16 protein-coding genes and 1 tRNA gene are annotated in these 19,570 nt (G+C 34.0%); 7 read left to right on the top strand and 10 right to left on the bottom strand.

Annotation, left to right across the window (positions count from 1 at the left end; all coding sequences use genetic code 11):
* Positions 1-14: 14 nt before the first annotated feature.
* Complete coding sequence (locus CSW08_RS06080; RefSeq protein WP_106658080.1) at positions 15-893, bottom strand: IS982 family transposase; 879 nt, start codon at positions 891-893, stop codon at positions 15-17.
* 274 nt (positions 894-1,167) lie between these two features.
* On the opposite strand from CSW08_RS06080, the gene CSW08_RS06085 reads away from it, so the two are divergent.
* The 3 genes from CSW08_RS06085 to CSW08_RS06095 all read left to right on the top strand — a co-directional run bounded on the left by CSW08_RS06085 (position 1,168) and on the right by CSW08_RS06095 (position 1,905).
* Positions 1,168-1,560, top strand: coding sequence for a hypothetical protein (locus tag CSW08_RS06085; protein ID WP_106659025.1), 393 nt, complete (start codon positions 1,168-1,170; stop codon positions 1,558-1,560).
* Entirely contained in the window at positions 1,557-1,754 is a 198-nt protein-coding gene (locus CSW08_RS06090) for a helix-turn-helix transcriptional regulator (RefSeq protein WP_106659026.1), read from the top strand. Before CSW08_RS06085 ends, CSW08_RS06090 begins: the two co-directional genes overlap by 4 nt.
* 79 nt (positions 1,755-1,833) lie before the next feature.
* A tRNA-Arg gene (locus CSW08_RS06095) sits at positions 1,834-1,905 on the top strand.
* Positions 1,906-1,971: 66 nt separating this feature from the next.
* On the opposite strand, the gene CSW08_RS06100 is transcribed toward CSW08_RS06095, so the two are convergent.
* Both CSW08_RS06100 and CSW08_RS06105 read right to left on the bottom strand, forming a co-directional pair.
* Positions 1,972-2,793, bottom strand: coding sequence for a ZIP family metal transporter (locus CSW08_RS06100; protein WP_106659027.1), 822 nt, complete (start codon positions 2,791-2,793; stop codon positions 1,972-1,974).
* Position 2,794: 1 nt separating this feature from the next.
* Positions 2,795-3,454: a metal-dependent transcriptional regulator gene (locus CSW08_RS06105; protein WP_106659028.1), complete on the bottom strand. Its 660-nt coding sequence runs from the start codon at positions 3,452-3,454 to the stop codon at positions 2,795-2,797.
* 106 nt (positions 3,455-3,560) lie between these two features.
* On the opposite strand from CSW08_RS06105, the gene CSW08_RS06110 reads away from it, so the two are divergent.
* Positions 3,561-5,810, top strand: coding sequence for a TonB-dependent receptor (locus tag CSW08_RS06110; RefSeq protein ID WP_106659029.1), 2,250 nt, complete (start codon positions 3,561-3,563; stop codon positions 5,808-5,810).
* Positions 5,811-5,846: 36 nt separating this feature from the next.
* On the top strand, positions 5,847-6,206 hold the full coding sequence (locus tag CSW08_RS06115) for a YraN family protein (protein WP_106659030.1): 360 nt from the start codon (positions 5,847-5,849) through the stop codon (positions 6,204-6,206).
* Here CSW08_RS06115 and CSW08_RS06120 read toward each other — a convergent pair.
* Both CSW08_RS06120 and mfd read right to left on the bottom strand, forming a co-directional pair.
* On the bottom strand, positions 6,203-7,531 hold the full coding sequence (locus CSW08_RS06120; protein ID WP_106659031.1) for a thioredoxin-like domain-containing protein: 1,329 nt from the start codon (positions 7,529-7,531) through the stop codon (positions 6,203-6,205). The genes CSW08_RS06115 and CSW08_RS06120 overlap by 4 nt on opposite strands.
* Positions 7,532-7,564: 33 nt before the next feature.
* Positions 7,565-10,972 (bottom strand): transcription-repair coupling factor, encoded by a 3,408-nt coding sequence (gene mfd / locus CSW08_RS06125; protein ID WP_106659032.1) that lies wholly within the window; start codon positions 10,970-10,972, stop codon positions 7,565-7,567.
* A 322-nt stretch (positions 10,973-11,294) separates the two neighbouring features.
* Here mfd and CSW08_RS06130 point away from each other — a divergent pair, with 322 nt between their 5' ends.
* Together CSW08_RS06130 and CSW08_RS06140 are read left to right on the top strand one after the other, a co-directional pair.
* A complete protein-coding gene (locus CSW08_RS06130) occupies positions 11,295-11,726 on the top strand; it encodes a fructose 1,6-bisphosphatase (RefSeq protein WP_106659033.1) in 432 nt (143 codons plus the stop codon).
* 590 nt (positions 11,727-12,316) lie between these two features.
* Positions 12,317-12,814 carry a hypothetical protein gene (locus CSW08_RS06140; RefSeq protein WP_106659035.1) on the top strand — a complete coding sequence of 166 codons (498 nt, stop codon included), beginning with the start codon at positions 12,317-12,319 and terminating at the stop codon, positions 12,812-12,814.
* A 66-nt stretch (positions 12,815-12,880) separates the two neighbouring features.
* Here CSW08_RS06140 and CSW08_RS06145 read toward each other — a convergent pair whose 3' ends face one another.
* The 5 genes from CSW08_RS06145 to metG form a co-directional block, all read right to left on the bottom strand.
* On the bottom strand, positions 12,881-15,007 hold the full coding sequence (locus CSW08_RS06145; RefSeq protein WP_106659036.1) for a Tex family protein: 2,127 nt from the start codon (positions 15,005-15,007) through the stop codon (positions 12,881-12,883).
* An 80-nt stretch (positions 15,008-15,087) separates the two neighbouring features.
* Positions 15,088-15,792 carry an OmpA family protein gene (locus tag CSW08_RS06150; protein ID WP_106659037.1) on the bottom strand — a complete coding sequence of 235 codons (705 nt, stop codon included), beginning with the start codon at positions 15,790-15,792 and terminating at the stop codon, positions 15,088-15,090.
* An 8-nt stretch (positions 15,793-15,800) separates the two neighbouring features.
* A complete protein-coding gene (locus tag CSW08_RS06155) occupies positions 15,801-16,271 on the bottom strand; it encodes a lipocalin family protein (protein ID WP_106659197.1) in 471 nt (156 codons plus the stop codon).
* Between the two features lie 419 nt (positions 16,272-16,690).
* Positions 16,691-17,209, bottom strand: a complete 519-nt coding sequence (locus CSW08_RS06160; RefSeq protein ID WP_106659038.1) for a ferritin — start codon at positions 17,207-17,209, stop codon at positions 16,691-16,693.
* A gap of 108 nt (positions 17,210-17,317) precedes the next feature.
* Complete coding sequence (metG, locus tag CSW08_RS06165) at positions 17,318-19,459, bottom strand: methionine--tRNA ligase (protein ID WP_106659039.1); 2,142 nt, start codon at positions 19,457-19,459, stop codon at positions 17,318-17,320.
* Between the last annotated feature and the right edge of the window lie 111 nt (positions 19,460-19,570).

Consider the following 19,570-nt stretch of genomic DNA (forward strand, 5'->3'; position numbering starts at 1 on the left):
ACTCGTTGTGCATTTTAAATAATGCTAATTTTAATATTGTTGATGTTTCTATCAAAAATAAACTTATTGATATATTGAATTGTTGTAAGGGCCGCTATTTTAGATAGGATCCTAGTCTTAAATCCTCGAAAAGACTTGGCATAATTACGTCTTATCATAAATTGGTCACATAATTGTGAGAACAATGTCTCTATTCTTTTTCTCTTTTTTCTGAAAATGTAAGGTTGTTTTTTATAATCTTTTTGATTGCTTCTCATAGGTGTATTTAGCTTTATGTTACAGGTTTCAAACAAATTGAGCTGTATTTCTGCTGATAGATACCCTCTATCTCCAATTAAAGTGCAATCGCCCATTTGTGCTTTAATGTCCTTAAGGTAATTGACATCGTGTACCGATGCAGGGCTCAAATCGACACTTTGAAAAACACCTTTAATAGAACAGACGGCGTGCAGCTTATAACCATAATAATTGGAACCTTGGGAGGCACAATAGCCTTTGTCAGGAAAAGCATAGGCATCCTCTTTACAGACTCTCGAACGGGAACTTCGTGATAATTTACAAACCTCTAAAGGCATACTGTCCACTATAAAATAATCTTCAAATTCATTAAAATGAGAGGCTAATCTTAATCGGATATCATCCATGTAACCTACTAATTTCCGTCTTCTTCGATTGTAGACGCTCCTGTCTATTTTTGAGGCAATAATGACAGGGAGCTTTCTAAATAAATCATTCTCACTATCTATTCCCATAAATTCAGCTGTTAAGCTTAAACAAATCAGTTCCAAATCACTCAGCTTCGGTCGACGTCTTTGATAGTCCAAAAGTTGTTCTTTTGATATTTTTTGTAATACTTCCAATATTCTTTCGTAATTTGCATTTAAGTTGTTCATAATTAATGTTTTATCGCTAAAACAATTTACTGATTATCAGTAATATGGACAACTTTTTTCTTTTAAATCATAATGCACAACGGGTTGAATTAATTAAAAGCTTCTCACTGAACGCTTTAAATCATAATAAACAACGAGTCTCAATTTACCAATCCAAACACATTTTTATGAATCTATTATCAATTTTGTACTCCATTAAAAAAATAAAATGTAAATAAGACTTGACTTTTAAAATTATTTATTACATTTGTCAAGTTAACTTTACATTTAAATCATGAAACAAGAAAGAAAAAAAAGACTTCGTCAATTAGCTTTATGGACCTGGAGTTGGGTGGCAACGCTAGCTCTAGCCACATTTGGGCCAAAATTTATTTGGGATCACCATCCATTTTTAAGCACGTTTGCTGTTATAGTTAACTGTACTAATGGTATTTTAATGATTATTGCCAACAGGCATTTATTTAATGATTTTGATCAACTAGAAAGAAAAATACATCTAGAAGCTATGGGAATAACGCTTGGCTTGACTGTTGTTTTTGCTTTAACTTATGCGCTTTTAGACCGCATCAATATTATAAGCTTTAATGCTGAGATTAGTGTGGTGGTTTTGTTTATTGGGTTAACCTATTTGGTATCCATGCTAATAAACTCAAGACGTTACAGATGAAAAATAAGTTACGGGAGCTAAGAAGCTTAAAAAAATTGACTCAAGAGGAATTGGCAGATATTATTGGCGTATCGAGACAAACCATTAATGCCATAGAAAAGGAAAAGTTTGACCCCAGCTTACCAACGGCTTTCAAAATGGCAGAACTTTTCAACTTAAAAATAGAAGATATATTCTTTTACAGTAATAAATAAAAAACTTATTTTTACAGAATTCACATTGACTAAATGTAGTAAAAAAATTTACATACAAATGTAAATTTTTTTATTTTAAGGCTCCATAGTTCAAGGGATAGAACAAAAGTTTCCTAAACTTTAGATCCAAGTTCGAATCTTGGTGGAGTCACTATAATATTTCTAATAAACTTTAACTGAATTCATTCCTCATCATTTGTTATAAACTGAAATAAAATTAACCCAACGCCACATCCAATGTCATCATTATGATAAATCCACCAATAAAACCAAGTGTGGCAATATCGGTATATTTATCACGTTGCGTTTCAGGAATCACTTCTTCAACAACCACAAAAATCATGGCGCCAGCAGCGAAAGCCAAGGCATAAGGTAAAATAGGAATGAAAAAAGTAACAGCAACCGCGCCAATAACGGCCGCAATGGGTTCAACAATAGCAGACATTTGTCCGAACCAAAAACTTTTAAATTTACTCACACCTTGACGGCGTAAGGGCATGGAAACCGCCAATCCTTCTGGAAAATTTTGAATACCAATACCAATAGCCAAAGCAACGGCTCCACCAATAGTTGCTTCTGGAATACCCGCAGCAACCCCTCCAAATAAAACACCAACCGCTAAACCTTCTGGAATGTTGTGAAGCGCAATAGCCAAAACCAGCAACGTGGTTCTGTGCCACGGACTTTTAACACCTTCCTTTTCGGTTTCTTTAAAATTTATGTGCAAGTGAGGCAACACTTTATCCAATCCGAAAATAAAAAATGCTCCTGTAGCAAAACCCACTGCTGCAGGAATTACTTTTACAAAACCTTCACCCGGACTCATTTCAATACCCGGAGCCAATAAACTCCAAAAACTAGCCGCCACCATTACGCCTCCTGTAAAACCTAGCATCCCATCAAAAAATGCCCTATTTATCCCTTTAATTAAAAAAACCAACGACGCACCTAAAGCTGTTACAATCCAAGTGAACAACGACGCATACAAGGCTCCTAAAATAGGGTCTATAGTCTCAAAATAATTGATAATGCTATCCATACTATAGTGCTTTTTTTATAAAAATATTATTGGAAATTGTTTTTGAAATATTGATGAGCGTATTATTAACCTGAATGGTCATTGATTCGTCAAATTTTTCTTTAGAAATGATTTGTATTGAGGTTCCTAAGGCGATATGGTGCTTATCTAAATACTTCAAAAAATCGGCGGAAGAATTTTTGACCCCAACACAAATACAAGTGTTGTTAACATCTGCTTGTGACAATAGTAACTTCTCAACTTTTTTAATATTCCCATCTTTATCGGGAATCGGGTCACCATGTGGATCTTCCTCGGGGTAATTTAAAAAGGCATCCAATTCGTTAATTAGTTTTTCAGATTTTATATGCTCTAACTGTTCGGCAACTTCATGTACTTCATCCCAAGAAAAATTAAGTTTTTCTACCAATAAAACTTCCCAAAGACGGTGTTTTCTAACAACTGATGCTGCTGCTAAACGCCCGTCCTTCGTTAAACTAACACCTTGATATTTTATATAATTGACTAGGTTTTTATCGGCTAACTTTTTAATCATATCAGTAACCGAAGATGCTTTAGTTTCCATTTGTTCTGCAATGGCATTCGTGCTTACCTCCAAACTGCCTTGCTTCCCTAAATGATATATCGCTTTTAAATAGTTTTCTTCAGATAATGTTACCATGTTCTCACTTTAAAACACAAAGATATAAATTATATTTACTTTTATATAAATATAATTTTAGTCTTGTCTAAAAATATATTTATATTTGTAAAAATTATTTTTTAGAATGAAACTCATTTTTGTATTAATATTTAGTGTATCTATAATCCACTCACAAAACACATTTACAATTGAAGGGACAGTCACTTCAAACGGACAATCATTGCCTTACGTCAATATTTATATTGCAAACACCACTTTTGGAAGCGCAACAAAGGAAGATGGCAGGTATTTAATAAACAACTTATCCCCCGGAAATTATACTATCTATGCCTCGTTTACAGGTTACAAAACGGTTAAAAAAAATATTGAGATTACTAATAAAAACCTTGTGGTAAACTTCAATTTAGAAGAAACCGAATCTTTAAACGAAGTAGTTGTTACAGGCACAATGAAACCTGTAAGCCGATTGGAAACACCCATACCTGTTGAGGTTTATAGTGGAACTTTCTTTAAAAAAAATCCGACACCAAACATTTTTGAAGCGCTTCAAAATGTAAATGGGGTGCGCCCCCAGATTAATTGCAATGTGTGCAACACGGGCGATATTCATATCAACGGCTTGGAAGGCCCTTACACGCTTGTGCTTATCGATGGGATGCCTATTGTAAGCGGCTTATCAACGGTTTATGGATTAAGTGGTATTCCCAATTCACTTATCGAGCAAGTTGAAATTGTCAAGGGTCCTGCATCGTCACTTTATGGAAGTGAAGCCGTTGGTGGCTTGATTAACATCATTACTAAACTACCTGAAAACGCTCCCTTATTTTTTGCCGATAGTTTTACAAGCTCTTGGGGCGAATTCAATTTAGATGTCGGTCTAAAAGCTAAAATTGGAAATAATGGCTCACTTTTATTGGGCACAAATTATTTTAACTATAACAATCCCATTGATAACAACCATGATAATTTTACCGATGTCACCCTTCAAGAACGCATATCTGTATTTCAAAAATGGGAATTCAAACATAAGAAGGGAAATAAACTTTCATTAGCTGGTCGGTTTTTTTATGAAGATAGATGGGGTGGAGAACTTCAATGGAACAAAACTTTTAGAGGAGGTGATAGCGTTTATGGAGAAAGCATTTATACAACACGCTATGAAGTTATAGGTAATTATGAGCTTCCGATAAAAGAAAAAGTGCGATTTCAATTTTCGTATTCAGACCATGATCAAAATTCCGTTTACGGTAGCACTTTATATATGGCAAAGCAACGTATTGGTTTTGGTCAATTCATCTGGGATAAAACGTTGAACCGTCATGACTTATTATTTGGAATGGGTGCCAGATATAATTTTTATGACGACAATACCACGGCGACACCAAATGCTGATGTTATAACCATTCCTTCAGTATTTGTCCAAGACGAAATAAAACTCAGTGAAAAACAAAAACTGTTACTTGGCATAAGATATGATTACGATAATAGACATGGCTCCATAGTAACGCCTAGAATCGCATATAGTTATAAACTAACTGATGATGATATTTTAAGGATGAATGCAGGAACAGGCTTTAGAGTGGTAAACTTATTTACTGAAGAACATGCCGCCTTAACTGGTGCTAGGGACGTTATTATTACAGAAACCCTAAGCCCAGAAACATCCTATAACATTAATTTCAACTATCTAAAAAAAATGTATCTTGAAAATGGAATGATGTTCACTTTTGATGCCTCAGCTTGGTACACCTATTTCAACAATGCTATTATACCTGATTATGACACCAATCCAAACCAAATTATCTATAATAATTTAGATGGATTTTCAACCACAAAAGGATTTAGTTTTAATTTTGACAGCACGTTTAACAGCAACTTTAAGGCATTACTGGGCGTTACATTTCAAGAGGTTTCAAAAACGGAAAATAATATAAAAACCAGACCTATTTTAACCGAAAAATTCTCAGGAACTTGGGCACTTTCCTATAAAAACCATAAAACAAATATCCTTGTAGATTACTCGGGGAATATATATGGCCCCATGAGATTGCCTTTGTTAGGCGCATTAGACCCAAGACAAGCATATTCTCCCACTTGGAGCATTCAAAACATTCAGTTTTCCTATAATGGATTACACAATTTTGAATTCTATGCGGGAATAAAAAACCTATTGAACTGGACACCAAATAAAGGAAACCCCTTTATAATTGCAAGAGCTCACGACCCCTTTGATAAGAATGTGGAATTTGATTCTAGCGGACAAGTTATCCCCAACAACGAGAATCCATACGCATTAACATTCGACCCAAGTTATGTTTTTGCACCAAATCAAGGTCGGAGATTGTTTTTTGGTTTGCGTTACAAAATTGATTAATAGGTTATAATTACTAAATAATTAGTACTTTTAATTATGGCACAACACAACGAACTAGGCACGAAAGGAGAACAGCTTGCTGTAGATTTTCTAATAAAAAATGGTTATGACATTATGGAACGTAATTACCGTTTTAACAAAGCCGAAGTAGATATCATCGCCAGACAAAAAGACATACTAGCTATTATAGAAGTGAAAACGCGTTCCACTATCGATTTTGGTAATCCACAAAATTTTGTAAAACCTAGACAAATTCAACAGTTTGTAAAGGCAGTAGATCAATATGTGACTGTTAACCAATTAGATGTTGAAGTGCGGTTTGATATTATAGCCATTATAAAAGACGGCAAAGGCTTTAAAATAGAGCATTTAGAAAATGCTTTTTATCATTTCTAATCGTTCTGATAAAACGTTTTTAAAGCAACAATATCGTCTGGTCTGGCTATAATTTCTTTGTCTTTATTCAGAATAAAATAGGTTGGTGTTGCAACAACGCCGTAATCATCTCCTATAACATTCTCCCATTTTCCTTCACCGAATACATTAATAAAATCAGGGAATTTAGTAATGGTGTCTTTCCAGTTATTTGCCTCACCTTCCAATCCTATGGCTATGACTTTTAGCTTATCTTTTTCTTGGCTTTTTACAAAATCGTGTAACTGTGGCAATTCATGTAAACAATGTGCACATGTGCTGCTCCAAAACACAATTATATAGTTTTCAGCACCTTGTAATTCACTTAATTTTTTTATGGTGTTTTTGTTGTTTTCTTTGATTTCAAACGAAAAATCTGGTGCTTTATGTCCTATGGAAATATTCCTGAATGTGGTTAACTTATATACAAGCTCCTTATTGTTTTGAAGTTTTGCTATATCAATTAAATAACGATCTGCAATATAATTGGCAACTTCTTCAAGACCATCTTTTCCCATACGTTCCCATAATTCTAAAAGCAAATTACTCTTAATGTTTAAAGGGGCATCGCTCATGGCCTTGTAAAAAACATCTATGTTCCTATTATAATTTGAAACATCGTCAAGTCCGAAATGAGATAATCTAAACACATAATTAAACATACGTTCACTTAAAAAATTAGAGCTTTGCAATACTTCATTATTAAAATCCACATGATCAAAAAAATGGGTTTCTAAATTATTCATATAGGTTTTAACATCTTCTTGCTTTTCTGGAATATAGAATCTGTTTGCCTCAATAAAATGTAATGCAATAGTCCCTATAGCGGCACCTTCAAAATTAGTTTGTGTTTCTCGTTGGGTTTTAAAAATGGTCTCCAACGCTTTATAATCTTCACTTTTTTGAGAGAAAAAATTGTTTATACTTTGTTGTATCATGGCCATACTGTGCATGTAAGAAGTTATTAGTTTATTTTCTTTCGATGATTTATAAACCACATTGTCATTCAGATTGAACGTAAATTCAATATCCTCGTTTGCATTGTAGATGATGTCAATAAAATGCTCGTCTTCAGGTAATGCGTATATTAATTTATACATGCCTTTAGTTGCTGTTAGATCTAATTTCAACTCGAAACTGCCATCTTCATTTAATTTTGCATTATCTATATATTCAAGTTTTGAAGGCGTTATTTTGTATAATAATACCGCGGTAAAATCTGCTGCTGGAGAAAAAGTTCCCTTGATGGTATGTTGACCAAAAAATATGTTTGGAATAATGACAATTAAAAAAATGATACGTTTCATTTATAACTATTTTTAAAAAAATTGATTCAATAATTAAGCCACAATAGGTTCTAAAACCGTTAAAGCTTGTTTTACCGTTTTTATGTTTTCAAACGTTAATAATAACCTTAAACCATTGCGGGTTTGCTTTTCCTTCATCTGACAGATTTTCGGATTTGCTTGAACATATTGCAGCACTTTTGTGAAATTATTACTTTGATAAAAACTACTTTGTTGGTCGTTTATAAAATACCCGATAAATTTACCTTGTTTCATAATTATTTTTTCGAAACCAGCTTTGGTAGCAATCCATTTGATGCGAACGCTATTCATTAAATCTAAAACCTGGGTTGGCAATTCACCAAAACGATCTATAAGATGGGTTTCAAATTTTTGTAATTCTTCTTCTGTTTTTAAATCGTTTAATTGCGTATATAAATTCAAGCGTTCGGCAATATTATTCACATAATTATCTGGAAATAACAACTCGAAATCAGAATCAATAGTCACTTCTTTTACATAGATTTTATTATCTATATCCTCTTTGTACAAATCCTTAAACTCATTTTCCTTAAGTTCTTCAATGGCCTCGTTCAATATTTTTTGGTACGTTTCAAAACCTATTTCATTAATAAACCCACTTTGTTCACCACCCAATAAATCGCCTGCACCACGAATTTCCAAATCTTTCATGGCAATATTAAATCCGCTGCCCAATTCCGTAAACTGTTCCAGGGCGGTGATACGTTTTCTGGCATCATCGGTCATTGCCGAATATTCAGGCGTAATAAAATAGCAAAATGCTTTTTTATTGCTTCGTCCTACTCTACCTCGCATTTGGTGCAAATCACTCAACCCAAAATTGTTGGCATTGTTTATAAAAATAGTATTGGCATTTGGCACATCCAATCCACTTTCAACAATCGTGGTGCTAACCAATACATCAAACGCACCTTCCATAAAAGCCAACATCAATTGTTCCAATTTTTTACCATCCAATTGTCCATGGCCAATGCCAATTTTAGCATCTGGCACCAAACGTTGAATCATACCGGCCACTTCCTTAATATTTTCTATGCGATTGTGAATAAAAAATATTTGTCCGCCACGCTGAATTTCATAACTCACGGCATCGCGTATGGTTTCTTCATTAAATCGAATGACATGGCTTTCAATGGGGTACCGATTTGGCGGAGGCGTTGTAATAACCGATAAATCCCTTGCCGCCATTAAACTAAATTGAAGCGTTCTAGGTATGGGCGTTGCAGTTAAAGTTAACACATCAACGTTTTCTTTTAAAGTTTTTAGTTTTTCTTTAACAGCGACGCCAAATTTTTGTTCTTCATCTACAATTAAAAGTCCTAAATCTTTAAATTTTACATCTTTATTAACCAACTGATGTGTGCCAATAATTATATCGACTTTGCCGTTTTCTAACTTTTCAAGCGTGTCCCGTCTTTCTTTTGTGGTTCTAAATCGGTTTAAATAATCTACCGTTACCGGGAAATCTTTTAAACGTTCAGAAAACGTTCTGGAATGTTGGTATGCCAAAATGGTTGTTGGCACCAACACGGCGACTTGTTTGCCATTGTCAACTGCTTTAAATGCCGCACGAATAGCAACTTCGGTTTTTCCAAAACCCACATCGCCACACACCAATCGATCCATGGGGCGTTCGCTTTCCATATCGCTTTTAATATCGGCCGTTGCAGTTATTTGATCGGGTGTGTCTTCATATAAAAAAGACGATTCCAACTCCAATTGCATATAACTATCTGGATGGTATTGATAGCCTTTTTCGGTTTTTCGCTTGGCGTATAATTGTATCAGATTAAACGCAATATGCTTAACCCTCGATTTTGTTTTTTCTTTAAGGGTTTTCCACGCATTGCTTCCCAGTTTGTAAATTTTTGGAGGTTTGCCATCTTTACCGTTAAACTTTGTGATTTTATGAAGGGAGTGAATGCTTAAATACAACACATCGCGTTCACCATAAACCAATTTTATGGCTTCTTGTTGTTTCCCTTCCACATCAATTTTTTGTAAGCCACCAAAGCGACCAATACCATGGTCTATGTGTGTCACATAATCGCCAATATCTAAATTAGTGAGTTCTTTTAAGGTAATGGATTGCTTTTTAGCATACCCATTTTTGACATGAAATTTGTGGTAACGTTCAAAAATCTGATGATCGGTATAGCAGACGATGTTGTTATCATAATCCACAAAACCTTGGTGTAACGATAGTGTGATGGTTTTATACGGTTTCACTTCCAAATGTGAATCATCAAAAATATCATGAAAACGCTTCGCTTGTTGTTCGCTTACACAGGCAATATAATTTGTAAAGCCTTTATCGTAATTAGTATTTAAATCTTCAATTAATAGGTTGAACTGTTTATTGAAAGAAGGTTGTGGAGAGGTATTAAAAATGATTTCGTCATGGCGAGGAGTTTGGGACGAAGCCATCTCATCAATTGAAGCAGATTGCTTCGTTGCACTCGCAATGACGTTATTAAAAACTGAGGAACTCCCAAACTCAATAATCGAAAAATCCAAAAGTTGCCTTTTTAACAATGCTGAATTGCAAAACAATTCTTCTGGTTTGGCGTGCTTAATCTCTGTTGAAAGCGTTTTAAAAGCATCTTCTGCCTTTCCATAAAAATCATCTATTCTAGAAAAAAACAAGTCCATGTTTTTAAAACAAAGCACTGTTTTTGAGGCGATATATTTTAAGAAACTGGCGCGTTCTTCATTCAAAAATTTATTTTCAACATTCGGAATGATGTTGATTTTTTTTATCTGTTCAATGGATAATTGGGTTTCAACATCAAAGGTTCTAATGCTATCCACCTCATCTCCAAAAAATTCAATGCGGTAAGGCTCATCGTTAGAAAACGAAAACACATCTACAATACCACCTCTAACCGAAAATTCGCCCGGTTCGGTTACAAAATCAACACGTTTAAATTGGTATTCAAACAAAACTTCGTTAACAAAATCGATAGACAAATTATCACCAACACTAATCTTTAGTGTATTGCGTTCCAATTCTTTTCTCGTAACTACTTTTTCAAAAAGCGCATCAGGATAGGTAACTATAATCGCTGGTTTTTTTTGTGAATTAATTCGGTTTAAAACTTCGGCTCGCAGCAACACATTGGCATTGTCTGTTTCTTCAATTTGATAAGGCCTTCTATAACTTCCCGGATAAAACAACACATCTTTAGTGTTAATAAGTCGTTCAAGGTCGTTTAAATAAAAAGCCGCTTCTTCCTTATCATTAAATACCAGTAAAAAAGGTTTATCGGCATCTTTAAAAACACTTGACAAAACAAAGGAAAATGAAGACCCTACAAGGCCTTTAAGATGTGTTCTACTTTTGTTTTGGGCAATAGCTTTTTGCAGATTTTGTACTTGTAAAATCTGTGAATAGGTTTGCGAGAGATTGGTTTTACTCACGTAATTATGGTTTTTAAAGATTGCAAATATAAGGTTTACAGATATTCGCTTCTAATAAATAATATGTCTATGTGTAATTTTAATATATTTTTTCCTTAACGATTAAGGCGTAGTTGGATTTATAAAATATCAAATCGAGTAAAGCCCAGCCATTGTTAAATATGCAAATACCCAAAAGAAAAATAATTTAATAAAATTTTGAACTTATAAACCCAATGAGTAACTTAGATATATTGAATTTTTATGTTTTTTTTCACTTTGTTTAGTGCAAAAAAAATGAAAAAAATATGTAGGTTTGCACCTCTTTAAAAAACAAAAATATATGTCGTTTTCTGATTTATTTGATAGTGGATTTAAAAAGCGTAATGAAGACCATTTTGCTTCTATAGTAAGAGTAGCCATGGATAATGGTTTTATTTCTGATGATGAAAAAGCGTTTTTGGACAGATTAGCCCGAAATTTAGATATTAGCGAAGCAGATTATAAAATTATTTTAAAAGATTATAAATCGCATCCTATTAATCCGCCATTTGAGTATGACAGACGTTTAGAGCGTTTATATGATTTAGTAAGAATGGTGCATGTAGATCAAATTGATGGTGACCCAGAACACAAACTTCTAAATAAAATTGGGGTCGGTCTAGGATTTCATGCTGTAAACGTAAAATATATTGTTGACAAGGCATTAACGCTGGTTAGTAATGGTGCGGATTTGGAAACTTTTATAACCGAAATAAAAAATATGAACAGATAGTGCATTTATGTTCAAAATGAAAAATGCGAGCCTAAAATGGTTCGCATTTTTTGTTTATACCATTTGAATTAAATGCTTTCAAATAATGATAAAAAAATTATTAATTTATTAACGTTCTTTCTCCATATATTTGCGTATTATAATTTAAGGCCAAATGCTAAAACTTAACTGTTTACTTTTAACGGTTACCATAAGTTTCTTCTCCTTATTTCTGTTTAAAACAGAAAGCACAATTTCATTTCAGGCAATTACGCATACGCATGATATTAAAATTGATGGTTTATATAATGCGTTTGCTATCTCAGCTAATAATTCTTTCCATGAATTATTAAATTTTGACAAACAAAAGCTAACCAACGCCAATTTTATTTACACGTTTACTTGTTTGAAAAAAATGTTTTTAGATGAGCATTTTAATTATCTTAAGTTATGTAATCTTATAGATTTAAATTTAACCACACATACCATCATTTTTCCGTTTCACTCCTTCTTGTAGCAATTTAATTTTATTGTATTTATAAAAATTCCACCATTAAGTACTGAATGGTGGCTTTATCTATTTCAAAAAAAATTAATTTAAAATATACAAGATGAAAACTTCCTTAGTTATTATTTCTGCGCTTTTAATATTAAGCGTATTTGTTCCCTTTGCTATATTTATTTACAATGGCGCAAAAAACACAATGAGTGTAAAAAAACAATCCCAGTTATTAATAAAAAATAATGGAATCATTTATGGTGCAAAAGAGATATGGCGCAAAAACTTTATTGGTATCAGTACAGATAAAACCATACTGACCTACATGCACTTTAAAGAAGACAAACCCTTAATACGTAATATATCTTTGAGAGATATAAAACAATGTAACATTATTGGGAACTACAAAAACAGTACAAACAAAGCCGTGGCACTAAAAAATTTAGATTTAGAATTGGTCTATTATTCAAGTCAACCAAATACTCTAATTAACTTTTTTAATATAGACAACGATTTAAGTGAAGATTTTGAATTACAACGTATTGAAAATTGGCATGCACACATTAAAAATGCCATCGTTGAGCCTCAACAGGTTAGAATAGCGTCTTAGTTTTGCTTTTTTATCAAAGTCACAAATACACTTTTAATCTTGGTGTATTTGTGGCTATTTTTTGTTTTATTTATGCAATTTTAATTGAATACGTTTTCGCGGAATATCAACCTCTAAAACTTTGACAATAATTTGTTGGTGCAAACTCACATGCGCATTCACATCACTTACAAAACTATCTGAAAGGTTTGACACGTGAATCAAGCCGCTTTCTTTAATTCCAACATCTACAAAACAACCAAAATTGGTTATATTATTTACAATTCCCGGAAGCAATTGCCCTTCTCGTAAATCATTAATGGTTTTTATATTCTGATTGAAGGTAAACACTTTGGCTTGCGCGCGAATATCCAATCCTGGTTTTTCCAATTCTTTTATGATGTCTTGAAGTGTTGGTAAACCAACGGATGTCGTACAGTATTTTTTCAAGTCCATTTTTTGAAGCAATTCTGAATTCCCAATTAAATCTTGAACCGTTTTGCCCAAATCCTTTGCCATGCGTTCAACAATAGAATAGCTTTCTGGATGGACTGATGAATCATCCAATGGGTTTTTAGAATCTTTTATCCTCAAAAAAGCAGCACCTTGTTCAAAAGCTTTATCACCTAAACGTGGTACGTTTTTAATATCATTTCTTGAAGAAAATGCGCCATGTCCATTTCTGTATTCAAAAATATTTTCGGCGAGTTTTGGACCAATCCCTGACACATAACTTAACAAGGATTTACTGGCTGTATTGATATTAACGCCGACTGTATTCACACAATTTTCAACAACAAAATCCAAAGATTTTTGAAGTTTGGTTTGATCGACATCATGCTGATATTGTCCCACACCTATGGATTTGGCATCGATTTTAACTAATTCTGCTAATGGGTCTTGAAGCCTTCTTCCAATTGAAACACTTCCTCTCACCGTAACATCATAATTAGGAAATTCTTCCCTAGCAATTTTTGAAGCCGAATATATACTCGCCCCGGCTTCACTTACTACAAAAACCTGAAGATCATTTTTGAAATGAATTTTTCGGATTAAATCTTCTGTTTCCCTTGATGCCGTACCATTTCCAATGGCAATAGCTTCAATTTTATAAGCATCCGCCAATGAACTTATTTTTTTCATTGCGCCAATAGCATCACTTTTTGGTGGATGTGGGTAAATCGTTTCGTTATATTTTAATTGCCCTTGTGCATCTAAACATACCACTTTACAACCCGATCTAAACCCTGGATCTATGGCCAAAACACGCTTTTCACCAATGGGAGAACCTAATAACAATTGTTTCAAGTTGTTGGCAAATACGCGAATTGCAGACTCATCGGCTTTTTCTTTGGCTTGCTGTAATGCTTCGTTTGATAACGATGGCAACAATAGCCTTTTATAAGCATCTTTAATGGCTAATTGAATCTGTTCTGAACAAGCATTGTTGGATCGAATGATTCTATCTACCATTTTGCTTATTGCTTTATCATCATCAATGTTTATTTTAACTTTAACAAATCCTTCATTTTCTGCCCTTAAAATGGCCAGTAATCTGTGTGATGGCATTTTGTTTAACGATTCATCCCAATCAAAATAATCTCTAAATTTTTGAGCACTTTCTTCGGATTCTTTTGCTTTTACCACTTTTGTGGAAATTATAGCGAAACGTTCTAATTGCTGCCTGATATTATTTCTAATATCGGTACGTTCGTTAATCCATTCCGCAATAATGTGTCTTGCGCCTTCCAAAGCATCTTCAACGGATGCCACCTCACCTTTTACATGTTTAAATGCTAACGACTCCACATCATTGGCATTTTGACTCATGATTATTTTTGCCAAAGGTTCCAGCCCATTCCTTCTAGCGGTTTCTGCTTTGGTTTTTCTGCTTTTTTTAAAGGGCAAGTATAAATCTTCAAGGTTTGTTATGTCTGGAGCTGTTTCAATTTTTTGTCTTAATTCCATACTTAAAACACCTTGTTCTTCAAGTGCTTTAAGAATAGTTGCTTTGCGTTTTTCTAAAGCTTCAAACTGGTCTTTATATTTTACAATATCCCCAATTTGAACCTCATCTAAATTACCTGTACGTTCTTTTCTGTAACGGGAAATAAACGGAATGGTGCAATCTTCATTTAAAAGTTGAATGGTGTTTTTTACTGAAGTTTCAGAAAGTTGGGTGTAATGAATAATATACTCAAGCAATTGGGTCATTTAATATCGTTTTATTACAAAAAAAATCTCGTTTTCAAAATAACATTGAAAACGAGATTTATACAAATATAATATTGTTTTTAATTTCCTGCTTGTGATTTAGCGTCTTCTATCATTTTTTCATTTGGCAAAATGGCCACGTTTACACGTCTGTTTTTAGCACGTCCTGTAGCAGTACCATTATCATGCATGGGCTGACTTTCACCAAACCAATTAGTGGTAAGTCGACCACTAGATATCCCATTTTGGGATAAATAATTAGTTACGGCATAAGCTCTGTTTTTAGAAAGTGTCATATTATAACTTTCTGCACCTTGGCTATCTGTATGCCCTACAACCAAAATATTAGTGTCTGGATATTCTTTAAAAACACCGATTAGTTTATTTAATGTTGTTTGTGAAGCATTATTGATGTTGTATTTCTCGGTATCAAAATATACCCCACTACTCTCATCAAAAGTCACCACAATACCATCATCAACACGCTCTACTTGTGCACCTGGTATTTCCTCTTCAATTTTTTGAGCCTGTTTGTCCATTTTACTACCAATAAGAACGCCGGCACCACCACCAACGACACCACCAATAACAGCGCCTAATTCGCCATTACCACCTTTACCTACATTATTCCCAATAATAGCACCTAAAATAGCACCACCTGTGGCACCAATAACGGCACCTTTTTGTTTATTATTAGCATTTTCAACTGCTTTACAATTGGTAAATCCAATAGATAATACCACTACTAAAGTTAAAATTGTAATTCTATTTATAATTGTTTTCATTATGTTTATTATTTAGTGAAGTTCATATTTATTGTAAGCGAACTACCTGAAACATTAACCGATTGTTGCCATTGCATCGCCGTATCAGAAAGTGCTGAAAGTTTTAACCTAAAACCTTGATTGGTTTCAGACCTATGTCTTTCGTCTGTTGGTTTTAATAAAAAATCATATAACCCTGTTTCTGCATTTACTTCTTGAATGGTGAATACAAAATATCTTTCACCTGTTGAACAAGTTGTATTATTAATGGTATAAACCCCTGTATTATTGTTAGGGACAAATTGCCAAATGCTGCCTTCAAAACAAGTTTTAGAAGCATCATTAAGCAAGGTTGTATTGTAAGTGCCTGCTTCGCTGTAGGTTATTGAACTCAACACCCAATCGCCTTTAATTACTTTTTTGGAAGTTCTTACTGTTTTAGAGGTTCCGCAAGATAAAACCATTATTAAAATGGATATGCCTATTATTAATTTTTTCATAAATTTTTGCATTTAATTATGGTACAAAGATGCAACCTTGTTTCTTATATCCTATTACATCATTGACTGTATTTGATTATAAAATTTCCACTTAAGCGTTTTATCGGATTAATACAGTAATCCATATAAAAGCAGACCCCTTTTAAATAAAAGTCTGCTTTTGTAAATTATAAGGATGTTAGATTTTTTTGGTTAAGCTACTTTTTTAATTAAATCGAAACAAGGACATTTTTTACAACGTTTGTTCTCCGCTTTTTTATATTTTTCACAGCAACTATCCTTTACTTTACTTGGAAGTATTATTCCAGCCTTTTCAAGTTTTTTTATTGCCCTTTTTTGCTTCTTTTTACCCACGGTATTGTCAATAGAATGGCAAAAATAATTATTTTTATTAATTCTAAATAAGATTAAATGTTAAATTATTGAGGATTTACTGTTGAAGCTGAATTTACTGTTAAGGTAACAATATCTCTATCAAACAAATACAAGCCTCCTTTATCGTCACCAATTAAATTTATCTTATCTAAAATAGTACGCGCCACGGCTTCTTCTTCAATTTGTTCCGCAACATACCATTGTAAAAAGTTATGTGTTGAATAATCTTTTTCTTGTAAACTAATATGAACTAATTCATTAATACTATCTGAAACAAAAATTTCATGCTTATAGAGTTCTTCAAACATTTCTTTAAATGAGTTAAACGTCACGTTTGGTGCGGCAAGCGCTGATACTTGGGCATGGCCACCACGTTCATTGACGTATTTAACCAATTTTAGCATATGGTCACGCTCTTCTTGCGATTGCTTGAACATAAAACCTGCAACACCTTCTAGCCCTTTAACTTCTGCCCAGCACGCCATAGCTAAATAAATTTGTGACGATTCAGCTTCAATTTTTATCTGGTTGTTCAGTGCTTTTTCTATATTTTCTGATAACATAATTTTGCTTTTTCTGTAAAGTTAATAAATTCTTTAAGCATTCAAAGTAGACTTAATACAATAATGCTAAAGATTAAAAATTATAATAAGATTAAATCTTTTAAAAAATTAACTTATATGCAATCCATTTGGCACATTAGCATCATCAGGATTTACAAAAACCAATTTTCCTTCGGCGTTTTCTGTCATTAAAATCATGCCCTGACTAACAACCCCTCGGAGTTCTCTTGGGGCAAGATTCACTAAAACGGTTACACGCTTTCCAATGATTTCTTTTGGCGTAAAACTTTCGGCGATACCTGATACAATGGTGCGTACATCAATACCTGTATCTACTTTTAGCACCAATAATTTTTTAGCTTTTGGCATTTTTTCGGCTTCTAAAATAGTCCCTACACGAATATCTAATTTTGTAAAATCGTCGAAAGTGATTTCCTCTTTTTGTGGCTGCGGAGGCTGTGCTGAGCTTGTCGAAGCATTTGCTTTTTTACTGGCTTCCAATTTATCTAATTGAAACTGTATGGTATCATCTTCAATTTTAGAGAATAATAATTCGGCGTCACCTATTTGGTGTCCTGATGGGAGTATTATGTTTTTTGTTGAAATGTCGTTCCAACCTAATGCGTCATTGCTAGACTCATCCTTATGAGTCGTGGCAATCTGTTTATTTGAAGAGATAACCACGTCGCTTTGCTCCTCGTTATGACGTAACCCAAGAATACCTTTAAGTTTTGCTGAAGTAAACGGCAAAAAAGGCTCGCTTAACGTTGCTAATGACGAAGCTATTTGTAATGCGACATACATAATGGTTTTAGTTCTTTCTTCATCTACTTTAAAGACTTTCCAAGGCTCTTCATCAGCTAAATACTTGTTTCCAAGTCGTGCTAAATTCATGAGTTCTTGTTGTGCTTCCCTAAAACGGTAACGCTCAATAGAACTGGCAATAACGTCTGGATAGGCTTTTACAGCTGCCAAAGTTTCTTCATCAACTGAAGATAAGTCATTAGGTTTAGGCACCACACCACTGTAATATTTATTGGTCAACACCACCACACGATTAATGAAGTTTCCAAAAATGGCTACCAATTCATTGTTATTTCTAGCCTGAAAATCTTTCCATGTAAAATCGTTATCCTTCGTTTCTGGTGCATTAGCGGTCAACGCGTAACGCAATACATCTTGTTGATTTGGGAATTCCAACAAATAGTCTGGCAACCAAACTGCCCAGTTTTTAGATGTGGATAATTTATTGCCTTCTAAGTTTAAAAACTCGTTGGCCGGAACATTTTCTGGCAAAATGTAGCTGCCTTCCCTTTTTAACATCACCGGGAAAATAATGCAATGAAACACAATATTATCCTTTCCTATAAAGTGCACCAATTTGGTATCTTCGCTTTTCCAATATGGCTCCCAATCTTTGCCTACTCTCGCCGCCCACTCTTTAGTAGAAGATATGTAACCAATAGGCGCATCAAACCAAACGTACAACACTTTGCCTTCCCCTCCTTTAACAGGCACAGGAATACCCCAATCTAAATCGCGTGTTACGGCACGTGGACGCAAACCATCATCAATCCAAGATTTTACTTGTCCGTACACATTCGGTTTCCAATCTTTTTTATGACCTTCTAAAATCCATTCCTTTAAAAAATCTTCATGTCTATCTAAAGGCAAATACCAATGTTTAGTTTCCTTTAAAGTAGGTACGTTGCCTGTTAGGGCAGATTTCGGATTTATTAAATCCATGGCATTTAAACTTGTTCCACATTTTTCACACTGATCGCCATATGCTTCTTCATTCCCGCATTTAGGACAAGTCCCCGTTACAAACCGATCGGCTAGAAACTGATTGGCCTGTGCATCATACAATTGCTCGGATGTTTCCTCAATAAATTCGCCTTTATCATATAAGGTTTTAAAGAATTCTGATGCGGTTTTATGATGGATTTTAGCCGAAGTCCGTGAATAATTATCAAAAGAAATCCCAAATTCTTCAAACGATTTTTTAATAATAGCATGATATTTATCAACCACATCTTGTGGAGACACCCCTTCATTTTTTGCTTTAATGGTGATAGGCACACCGTGTTCATCGCTTCCGCCAATAAAAACCACATCGTTTCCTGTTAAGCGTAAAAAACGTGCATAAATATCGGCTGGCACATACACCCCTGCTAAATGTCCAATATGAATTGGGCCGTTGGTATAAGGTAATGCGGAGGTGATGGTATATCGTTTTGGTTTGTTCATTAAATCTATAAATTAATTATAACGTCATTGCGAAGGAGGTACGACTGTGGCAATCTCATGAATAGTAATTAAATTAACAGATTCCCGCGCTTCGCTCGGAATGACATATCT

Origin of the sequence: Confluentibacter flavum, assembly GCF_002843175.1 — a bacterium.
In the GTDB taxonomy this organism is placed as follows: domain Bacteria; phylum Bacteroidota; class Bacteroidia; order Flavobacteriales; family Flavobacteriaceae; genus Confluentibacter; species Confluentibacter flavum.